Origin of the sequence: Chitinophaga chungangae (assembly GCF_017742215.1) — a bacterium.
GTDB classification, from domain to species: Bacteria; Bacteroidota; Bacteroidia; order Chitinophagales; family Chitinophagaceae; genus Chitinophaga; species Chitinophaga chungangae.
On the sequence record NZ_JAGHKP010000003.1, the window covers coordinates 58784 to 69474 of the forward strand.

A 10691-nucleotide genomic window follows, 5' to 3' on the forward strand; every position below is an offset into this window, starting at 1 on the left:
TTATGAGATCACCCGTTTTAAATCGGCGATATACACCTGCCTTTTCCTTTCCGGCGCGCCGTTGAACGCGATTTGTTTGTTGTCCGGGCTCCAAACGGGATGCGGGTCCAACTTGTACCCGCTGCCGCCTTGTGTTTCATTCTCTGCTGTGTATTGCCGGCCGCGCCCGCCCACGTCGTTGGCGATGGTGCAAAGGATCTGTTCTTCGTCGCTGCGCAGTTCTATCAGCCGGATGGGTATCTCGCCGTTGGTGTTTACAACGTAGGTCTGTTTCGGATAAGCGTCCGCCAGCAGGTAACGCCCCGTTATATCGATGCTGGGATGCCCGCTGCCCGTGTGGCGCTCGCTTAATACGGTAAAGTTCGAGCCATCGTATTTGAACTGGCAAAAGCGCATGTCTTTGTATCCCAGCCAGGTGGGCACACAATTCATAACCACATGTTCGCCGTCCGGGTGCCAATTGGGATGGTTGCCGGAGCCGCCCGGCGCTTTCTGGTTCCATTTTTCCATGCCCAGGCATTGTTTTACCTGCGTGCCGTTTGTATTCAGGCTGAACAGGCAGGCGTTGCGGCCTTTGTTGTTCACCTGCGCGCGAAATACCTGCAGTATGCGCGTGTTCTGGCGGTTGAACTGGGAATGGAAAAGATATGGAATGGCTTTACCGTAAAATTCCCGGTCGTTTTCAGACCGTGCGATAAACTCCGAAAAAGGCGCGAGTAAAGATTCCGTGTTGGTCTCGAGATCGGTTTTCCAAAGCCCTTCGCGTTGCAGGTCGTCTGCCGTGAACGGGACCGGCTTGCCGGAAACAGGGTCTGGCACGGAATAGCCGTATTGCGTCATATTCATGTTCATCAGCTGCGGACTGATCACGGACGAATTGTCCGGCGCCAGGTCGTATTTCGCGCCTGCGTATACTTTGACGGTATGATCGCGGATATCTATGCGAACGCATACCACCCTCCTTTCAATGATATCATTCGTATATAGGTACCTGTTGCTATCATACCGCCATTGTAAATTGGCGCCCAGCTGATAACCCCACGCCTTCGTGCGGTACACGGTGCGGATGCTCTGCTCCTGCAGGTCTATCACGCATACGTCCGCCGTTTCCCCCCATTCCGCCTTCGCCTTTTGAGCGGGCAGCCTCGTTACCGCGAAATAACGGCCGTCCGCGCTCCAGGGACATTTGTTGTAGAAGGTGTGAAGATAGAAACCGTCGTCGGGGGTGATGCATGTTACCGGGGCCAGCGTCTTGCCCGGCCGGTAAGTTCTGAAACGGTAAAATTTTTTTTCCGGCAAAGGCGCGCCGGCATGCAATATGCCGGGTAACGCCGTGCCGCCCAATAGCCCCGCCGAGGCCCGGATAAAAGACCTCCTTCCCATATGGCCGCTCATCATCAATAGTCTTTGTTTTGTTCGATGGATGGTGATGAAAGATCGATCTCACCCTGCGGGATCGGGCGCAGCAGGTGATGGTCGTCCAGCTCGCCGCGCAACTTCGTCCAGGGGTTCATCGCTTTTGTACGTTCGATGAGTTTGCCTGTGCGTTTGAGATCGTACCAGCGCATATTTTCTCCCATCAGCTCGCGGGCGCGTTCGTCCAGGATCATGTCGATGCTGATGGTGGCCGCGGTGGCACGGTAATGCACTGAATCCAGCGAAGCAACTTCGCCGGGCTTTTGTGCCATGTAAGGCTCCGCGCCGGCGTTGGCGCCCAGGGCACGGTCGAGCACGCGGTTGTAATACACCTCCGCGCCGCCCAGTGTGCCGCCGGTAGCGCCTTTTACGATGGCTTCCGCGGCGATCAGGTAGGCTTCGGCGGAACGGAACAGGATCTGGTCCGTGGTGCCGAAGGCGTCGCCGTATTCGATATTCGGCTGCCAGAATTTCCACATCATCGGGTGAATAAAACGGTCATTAAAACCGGTAGGCTCGCCGGGCTCGCCATAATCGGGCACGTTGTATACGGCATATTTTTTTACGCCGCCTACGTCCAAGCCTTTTTCAGCAGGCAGCGCCGGGTCGTTCCAGGGGCGGAACAGGATAACAGTGTCACCTTTTTTTATATCGATCGTGATGGAATTGTCGGTTTTGGAAGGATGAAATCCGTTCTGGTCTTTCAGCGCGTATTGTGCCGCCACGAAGTTCCAGGCATAACGCGAATCCAGCCGCGGATCGAACATGCGGTAAGCGGCGGGCGTTACCGTCTGTTTTTCCTGGTGCCTGTTGTAATCGCTGGTGCGGCCGATGTTGCCGGGCACGGTTTCCACCTGCCCGCCGAAAATGGAATGCGCGTTGTTGCCGGTCGTATTCACGAGGGGATTTTCGTTGGTCAGGATATTGTCGCTGTATTGCACGGCGAAAACGATCTCCGGGTTTTTATCGTTTTGTACCGGATTGCCCTGCTGCAAAGGATTTTTGGAATGCTGCGGGAAAAGGTCGCTGTATTTGTTTGCCAGCGGGTACGCGGCGATCACTTTGTCCGCATAATCCAATGCGCTTTTGAAATCGGCGTTGCTGCCGCCGAGCGACTGGCGGAAGTTCCAGCCTCTTGTGAGATGAACGCGTGCCAACAGGAACTGCGCGGCGCCTTTGGTAGCGCGGCCGTAATCGGAAGCGACGGGAGGCAGCACGTTTTCCGCTTCTTCAAGGTCTTTGATGATCTGCGCGTAAACCGTGGCGGACGCAACACGTTCCGCTTTTTTGGAAGCGGTCACAGTTTCCGTCAGCGGCATCGGCACGTCCCCCCATTGCTGCACGAGCTGGAAATACGCGTATGCGCGTAAAAATTTCGCTTCGGCAAGGCGTACCTGCAATTCTTCTTCATTCATGCCCGTAACATCCGCCGCGCGCGTAACCGCCGTATTGCAACGACCGATCTCCTGGTAGAGATACGTCCACAGGGTTTGTAAAGACTGCAGGTTGGAGTTGAGCGTCGCGTCGTACGCGTTTTCTGCATTCTGCACGCTGGCGCCGTCGTTCCATTGGGAGCCGGTGAAAATATCCGTGCCCTGCAATACCAGGTCGCGCTCCTGCGTAATGGTCCTCCACAAAGGATAACAGGAACGTACCAGGTCGTTGTAGCCTGCAGCGGTCGTGTAATAGGTGTCTGACGTGGTGGTGGAAACGGATATTTCATCGAGATAGTCCTTGCAGCCCGCACTACCCAACGAAAGGCCGGTCAATATCATCAGTATTTTATTGTTCAGTTTCATAATTTTTCGGTTTTGATAAAACAGGTCAGAATGAAGCGTTCACACCAAATGTGAAATTGACGGACGGCAGATCGTCTTTATAGGTACTGGAATTGTATTCCGGATCGAAGCTCACGAAGTTGGTGAACACGAATGGGTTCATCACCTGCGCATATACCCTGATATTGCCTATTTTCCAGCGGTCCAGCGCGGTTTTCGGCACTGCGTACCCAAGGGTGATGTCGGTTACGCGCCAGTAAGACGCATCCTGGTAATAGATCGCCGAACGGTACGGGCCGGGATTGTTGAGCCCGTAATAATCATTGGTGGGATTTTCCGGCGTCCAATAGTTCAGGTTGAGGGCGTTGTACCGCCCTTTACCGATCTCGCCCATGGTGCCGGACAGCATCGCGTTCCTGAACTGCGCGCCCTGGCGGGTGTAGATCATAAAAGAAAGGTCCCAGTTGCGGTAGCCGAACGAGTTGAGAATGCCCGCCATCCATTTGGGCTGCTCCGAGCCGAGTATCACGCGGTCTTCGTCCGCCGTGATCTTGCCGTCGTTATTCAGGTCTTTCACGCGCACGTTGCCCGCTTTTTGTTTGTACTCCAGCGCATGCGAAGAATCGGCCAGCTGCCAGATGCCCGCGAACTGGTAGTCGTAATTGGCGCGGAGCGGCTGGCCTACAAAAAGACCGTTGCCCACGTCCGCCGTGGTATTGCCGCCATACAGCTCGAGTATTTTGTTTTTGTTGGTGGAGAAGTTGATGGTGGTCCTCCATTTAAAATCTTCGCTTTGTATGTTCACGGTGTTCAGCGTTACTTCCAGGCCTTTGTTCTGCACCTTGCCGATGTTGGTGATCACGTTGCCGAAGCCGGTGGAAGTGGGCAGCTGCTGCTGCACGATCAGGTCGAGCGTGTTTCTTTTGTACACGTCGATGTCCGCGGAAATTCTTCCGTTGAGAAAACCGATGTTCATCCCCAGGTCCGCTTCACGGCTTTTTTCCCAGCCCAGCTCGCGGTTGGCGATGGACGCGGGCGCAAAACCAAAGGCCGTGGAACCGCCGAAGTCGTACGCGGTATTTACCAGCGTGGCTTTTGTGCCGTAAGGCGGCACCACGTTATTGCCCACAATGCCGTAGCTGAAGCGGAGCTTCAGGTCGGTGAACACGCCGAGGTCGCGGATAAACGGTTCGTCTACCAGTCTCCATGCAAAAGCCGCGGATGGGAAGAAGCCCCATTTATGCCCTTCTGCGAGCTGCGAAGCGCCATCCCAGCGGCCGGTGAGTGTAAGCAGGTATTTGTCGTTGAAACCGTAGTTGAGCCTGCCCATGTAGGAGAGGAGCGCCCTTTCTTCCAGGTTGCTTTCAACGCCCACGATGGTGCCCGCGGAGCCGAGGTTATGCCATTTCGATTCGTAAGGCAGGTCTTTAACCGATATAAAATACCTTTCGTCGGTCCTTTTGTAGGCGCTTTGCAGCACGGTAAGATTGAAGTTGTGTTTGTTGGCCAGGCTCAGCTTGTAAGTGAGCAGGTTGTCCAGCGTATAAGACGTTTGTGAAGATGTTTCGTGAGAGGCGGTCGGTTTGGCGGTGCCGAGATTGGTTTTGGTGAACGTGCCGCGGTAATCGCCCACGCCGTTGCCGTACACGAAGGTGGACAGGGAAGAACGGATAGACAGGCCTTTCATGGGCGTCAGTTCCACAAAACCTCTCGCGCTGAAGCGGGACAATTTGGTTTCGAGTATCTGGTTGCCGTCGTACGATTCAATCAGCGGGTTGATCACCTGGTGATCGTTGATGCCCATCCAGAGCGCGTATCCTTTAAATTCAACGTCGCTGCTCTCGGAAGGGTCCAGCACTTCGTCGTAATAAGCCACGCCGGTGGGGCGCGCGCGGAACGCGGAGCGGATCGTTTCCATGGAGCCGGTGTTCTGAACGCTGTACGCGTAATTCGTGTTGAACCCTGCTTTCAGCACTTTGTTCAGCTGCGTGGTAATGTTGCCGTTGAGCGTATATCGTTTGTAATTGATGCCCTGGGTAAGACCGTCCTGGTTAAGATAACCCGCGGAAAAATAATAGTTGACCTTCTGCGTGCCACCGGATGCCGCCAGCACGTGATTGGTCTGCATGGCCGCGGAGCGGGTGATCATGTCTATCCAGTCGGTGGATCTGCCCGCTTCCACCATTGCTTTTTCCGTGGCGGTGAAAGTGGCTTTGGGGTTGGCCGCGGCCCATTGCGCGGCGTTCTGCATGTCCGGGAGATGCGCGGTTTTCCGCATGCCGATGTAAGCGTCGTAAGTGATGCGGACCGTTCCCGTAACGCCTTGTTTAGTGGTCACGATAATCACGCCGTTGGCGCCGCGCGAGCCGTAAATAGCGGTGGCGGAAGCGTCTTTCAGTACATCGATAGACGCAATGTCGCTCGGGTTCAGCGTATTCAGATCGCCGCCCATATTACCGTCTATCACCACCAACGGCGCATTGTCGTAGTTGATGGAACCAAGCCCACGGATATCTATCTGGAAATCCGCGCCGGGCAGGCTGCTCGTTTTGGCGATATTAACGCCCGCCGCCTGGCCCTGCAGCGCCTGCAACGGGCTCACGGGGTTGCCACGCTCGATGGTTTTGGAGCTGACGGTGCTGATGGAACCGGTGAGGTCTTTCCGTTTTTGCGTACCGTAACCCACTACTACCACATCGTTCAGCGATTGTGAGTTGGGCGTTATTTTTACGTCGAGGGTGGTTTTGCCGTTCAGCGGTACTTCCAGGCGGTTGTACCCGATATAGGTGAACACGAGGGTATCGTTGGGGGAAGGCACTTCGAGGGAATACCGCCCGCTTGCGTCCGTTACGGCGCCGTTCCTGCCGGCTTTTGCCTGTACGGTAACGCCTACCAGCATATTGCCTTCCTGGTCTGCAACCGTGCCGGTAACAATGTGCCGGGGAGCCACGGAGGGAAGATAGGCCGGCGGTTCGGGCAGCGGTATTTTCAGCGGGCCTTGCAGGTCGTCGTAACTCAGCGCGATGCAGTCGTTCACAACGCGGTACCGGATATTTTTAGGGATCAAAAGCCTGTCGAGCACGGCTTTCAGCATTTCTCCCTGTGCGTTCACCGAAACTTTCTGGCTGGCGTCGATGATGTCGTTGCTGTAAATAAATTTGACGTCTGCCGATTTTTCCAGTTTTTTCAGGACCTTATCCAGGCTGACGCTGTTGGCGGAGAGGTCTACCTGGCGGTCAAGGATGGCCTGCCCGTCTGCAGTGCCCGCGTAGGCAATGCTGGTAAAGGTGAACGCTATCAATAGCTGGCTGAAGGTAATTCTCATGATTTTGCACCAGTTGACGCGATTTTGTAAATTAAATTTCATAACTTGGAATGTTTCATTTTTGAAAAAAACTGAGACAAAGCAATCCCCTTCACATGCCTAATGTGTTCATTCAGGGCGGTTGCCTGTAACGGTCTGGAAGTGCTGACCCACTTTCAGACCGCTTTTTTTTGGTTGTTGGTTATGTTATCACATGCGTTATTTTTTGGAAAAGATGATTTGATCGCCTTCTAATTCATAGGTGATATTCAGGGATGTCTGCATCATTTCAAGAATATCGGGAAGATTTTGGTCTGTAAAGTCCGCATTAAGCGAATAGTTTTCGGTTGACTTGTCTTTCAGGGTTATCTGCACGCCAAACTGCCTGTTCAATTTTTTGATGACCTCGCTGACGGGCGTGTTGGTGAATGAAAGGCCTGCCTTTTTCCAGATGGCCATCGAGGCCGCAGCCGACGAATCCCTTGCCAGCCGCTGATCTCCCGGCTCATAAGTAACATGCTGGTCTGGCAACAATATCATTTCCGAGCGTTTGTTGCCTTCGATGGCTACCGATACTTTGCCGGTAGCCACGGCCACTTCGGTAGACGTTTTTTCGAACGACCTGATGCGGAAGCTGGTGCCAAGCACTTTTGTAACAATGCCGTTGCTGTATATGATAAACGGGCGCCGCGCATCTTCCCTGACCTGGAAGAACGCTTCCCCGGTAAGCCTTACCTGTCTTTTGTCTCCGCTGAATTGCTGGGAATATTCCAGCTGGCTGTTCGGGCTCAGCCATACCACGCTGCTGTCCGGCAGTAATTGTTTATGCATGCCGGTAGTAGTATTGGAAACGGTGATCTCTCCCCGGATGCCGCTTTCCAGCTTTTCGGGCGTTTTACGCAGCAGGAACTGGAGGCCGAATACAAGCACCAGCATGGCCGCCGCGCCGGATAACGAATAGGTCAAACGCCTGATGACCGCCCGGCGTTTACCGGAGCGTGTTTCCGCGTCCGCAATGTTTGCCCCGATCCTGTTTCTCATCCGTTCTTTCAGCGCCTGCTGGCTCGAAGGCGGCATGATCCCGTCCAGCCCTTCGCCGGAGGCGAGGGAATCGTACCAGTCGTACAGCGCCATTTCTTCTTCAGGTGTACAGGCCTGGCGAAGGTATTTTTCGATAAGCTCGTGCGGTATTTCGCTTTTCATTGTCGGGTGATGGATTTATAGAGTATGTCCGTTGAAACGGCATTACCCCCTAACCGGTTGGTGATTTTTTTCGGTGGAAGAGGATGTTGGAGTGCAAAAAAGCGATAAGATCCAGGCTGGTAAAGTAGTGTGGCGTCAGAAAAGGAACAGGAAAATTTCTTTCAGGCTCAGCCGGAGATGTCTGAGCGCCCTCGTAAGGTGATTTTCCACGGTTTTTTCGGAAATGCCGAGCTCTTCGGCGATCTCTCGGTTGGTTTTGTGTTGGCGGCGGCTAAGCTCGAAAACGGAACGGCATTTTTCCGGCAGGCGGGCGATAGCCCCGGAGAGCCTGTTGTTGAGGTCGTTCAGCAGCACCGCTTCTTCCGTGGAATTGGAATGGCTCGCCGGCAGCGACTTGAGGGAATCTTTGTATTTTTTCCTGGTAACTTCTTTCTGAATATAATGAAACAGGTGATAACGCACCGCCGTAAACGCATATGCTTCAAAAGTGCCGGTTATCTGCAGTTTTTCCCGTTTAAGCCAGAGGCTGGTGAAAAAATCCTGCACGATGCCCTCCGCCCATTCCGCAGACTTCGTTCTGCTGTAAATGGCGTTGTATAGTTTTTTCCAATAGCGGTTGTAGAGTTCTTCGAAAGCGTTCTCATGTCCCTGCTGCATCAATACCAGAATCTCTTCATTCGTAAGGTCGTGCATACGCGGCAGTGTTTTGGCGACGATACAAAAGTATTCATTTGCAGATAAAAATTACGAATAATAAGCGTGATAACAAATACTGCCTGCTGTTTTGATCAGCTTTGCAAAAAAGCCTGTATTGGTGTAATGAAGCGCTGCGGCAGATCGCCGGGCTGACGCTCCGCAGCGTAGACCAGCTTTGCAACGCAGGCCGGTAAACGAAGAAGTGCTGCCGGCATAGCCGTACCATTGCATATCCCGCGGATTTTAACGAAATTCGTTCCCGGATTTGCATATCCGGCCAACATCTTTTCACCATTCAGTTTTCTCCATTCGGGCGTGCAACACATTCATTATTAATATATCGCTTCATTGAACGAAGGCCATTTTATTGATGCTCCTGACCTGTATGAACGGATTGCAGCCGGCGATGAATCTGCGTTCAGGAGCCTCGTTGAGCTTTACGCACCGCGCCTGCAGGCAATGGCGGCACGTATCACGGGATCGGTGGCGGTGGCGGACGACCTGGTGCAGGATACCTTTCTTAAAATATGGGTAACCCGCGACCAGCTTGCCGAAGTTACCCAGCCGGCTGCCTGGATCAAAAAGATCTGTTTTTTCCTGGCCGTAAACTACGTTCGCCGTCAAACTATCCGCGATAAGGTCATGTTTACCGTTGAGCAGGAAAAAGACAGCGCGGGCAACGTTTTACCCGGTACGGAAACGATCGAGTTCCGGCAGCTGCTCGGCCTGGTCAATAAAGCCGTAGGGCAATTGCCCGAAAAACAACGCCAGGTCTACCGTCTGAGCCGCGAACAGGCGCTCAGCACCGGCGAGATCGCCCTGCACATGGGGCTGGCGGTGAGCACTGTAAAAAACCTGCTGGTGATGGCGTTGAAAAATATCCGCGCTTCCCTGCAAAAGGCCGGTTACCCGCTGATACTCGCCATATTAATAGATCTCCTCATCTGAATTTGTACGGCCCGGAAAAATATTTTCATTTTTTTCGGTACCAATGCCCCGCCCGATTGTCTGGTATAGTAGGGGGCACAAAAACCTTTGTTTAATTACCGCCTGAATGGAACAAAACGCCCGATTAACATATTTACTGGAACGCCTGGCAACGCATACCGCCACGGAAGACGAACTGAACGAACTGACGGCTTTGGTCGGGCAGGACGGGCCCGGCGTTTCCATCGACGAGGTGGAAAGCTGGCTGCAGGAACACGGTGAGCAGCCGCTGCCGGCCTACAACCCGCAGCATTGGACGCAGCTGGCAGACCAGATACTACAGTCGGATAAACTGACCGAAAACCCAATAAGCCGGCCGGCCCGGAAAGTGCATTTCCAGCGCAGATGGGGATGGGCGGCCGCGGCCATCGTGCTGATCGCTGCCGGTACCTGGTACCTTAGCCGTTCGCATCAGCCGCAGCCCGTGCCCATCGTGGCCGGCAGCACGCCGGTGGACGTGAGCCCCGGGAAAAACGGCGCCATCCTTACATTGGCGGACGGCTCGGAAATGGTGCTGGACAGCGCCGGCAACGGCGTGATCACCCGTCAGAACGGCACCGCCGTTGTGCTGAAAAATAACGGGCTGCAATACACCGCGGAAGGTCCCGGTACGGGGGAAATGAAATACAATACCCTTACTACGCCCAAAGGGCGGCAGTTTGCAGTGGTGCTGCCGGACGGCTCCAAAGTATGGCTCAACGCGGCCAGCTCGCTGCATTTCCCCGTGGCTTTCAACGGAAAGGAAAGGAGCGTGGAGGTTTCAGGCGAGGCTTATTTCGAAGTGGCGAAAGATGCGGCGAAACCATTCAGGGTAAAGGTTCCCGGGAAAATATCGCTGGAAGTGCTGGGGACCGTGTTTAACGTAAATGCTTATACGAACGAAACGAATAGTTATACCACGCTGGTGGAGGGCGCCGTGAGAATATCGCCCGACGGCAAAAACGGCGGCGCGGTGGTGCTGAAGCCGGGCGATCAGCTACAGGCGGGTGGCGCGGGCATGGACGTAACGCGCAACGCGAATGTGGACAAAGCCGTTGCCTGGAAAAACGGCCTCTTTAATTTCGAAGGGGTGGGCCTCCGGGAAATGATGCGCCAGCTCGAACGCTGGTACGACCTGGAGGTAGTGTATGAAGGAAATGTGCCGGACGTGCGGTTTTTCGGGGAAATGAGCAGGAAACTGAAACTCTCCGACGTATTGACCGGCCTGGAAAGGTCTGACGTGCATTTTCGCCTGGAAGAAGGGCGCAGACTGATCGTAATGCCTTAATTAATAATTTATCCCGGTATACCGTAAACTGAAACATTAC

General features: G+C 54.1%; 7 protein-coding genes. 2 read left to right on the forward strand and 5 right to left on the reverse strand.

Going from position 1 to position 10691, the window contains the following annotated elements; genetic code table 11:
* The 5 genes from J7I43_RS14710 to J7I43_RS14730 form a co-directional block, all read right to left on the reverse strand.
* Window positions 1–1398 carry a TolB-like translocation protein gene (locus J7I43_RS14710; RefSeq protein ID WP_209146479.1) on the reverse strand — a complete coding sequence of 466 codons (1398 nt, stop codon included), beginning with the start codon at window positions 1396–1398 and terminating at the stop codon, window positions 1–3.
* Entirely contained in the window at window positions 1398–3215 is a 1818-nt protein-coding gene (locus J7I43_RS14715) for a RagB/SusD family nutrient uptake outer membrane protein (protein WP_209146480.1), read from the reverse strand. Before J7I43_RS14715 ends, J7I43_RS14710 begins: the two co-directional genes overlap by 1 nt.
* Window positions 3216–3240: 25 nt before the next feature.
* A complete protein-coding gene (locus J7I43_RS14720) occupies window positions 3241–6519 on the reverse strand; it encodes a TonB-dependent receptor (protein WP_209146481.1) in 3279 nt (1092 codons plus the stop codon).
* A gap of 198 nt (window positions 6520–6717) precedes the next feature.
* A complete protein-coding gene (locus tag J7I43_RS14725) occupies window positions 6718–7701 on the reverse strand; it encodes a FecR family protein (RefSeq protein ID WP_209146482.1) in 984 nt (327 codons plus the stop codon).
* 135 nt (window positions 7702–7836) lie between these two features.
* Entirely contained in the window at window positions 7837–8394 is a 558-nt protein-coding gene (locus tag J7I43_RS14730) for an RNA polymerase sigma-70 factor (protein ID WP_209146483.1), read from the reverse strand.
* 351 nt (window positions 8395–8745) lie between these two features.
* Between J7I43_RS14730 and J7I43_RS14735 the strand changes: the two genes are divergently transcribed.
* The gene (locus J7I43_RS14735) at window positions 8746–9345 is read left to right on the forward strand and encodes an RNA polymerase sigma factor (protein WP_209146484.1); all 600 of its coding nucleotides are present in this window, start codon (window positions 8746–8748) and stop codon (window positions 9343–9345) included.
* A 106-nt stretch (window positions 9346–9451) separates the two neighbouring features.
* A complete protein-coding gene (locus J7I43_RS14740) occupies window positions 9452–10651 on the forward strand; it encodes a FecR family protein (protein WP_209146485.1) in 1200 nt (399 codons plus the stop codon).
* Window positions 10652–10691: the final 40 nt, after the last annotated feature.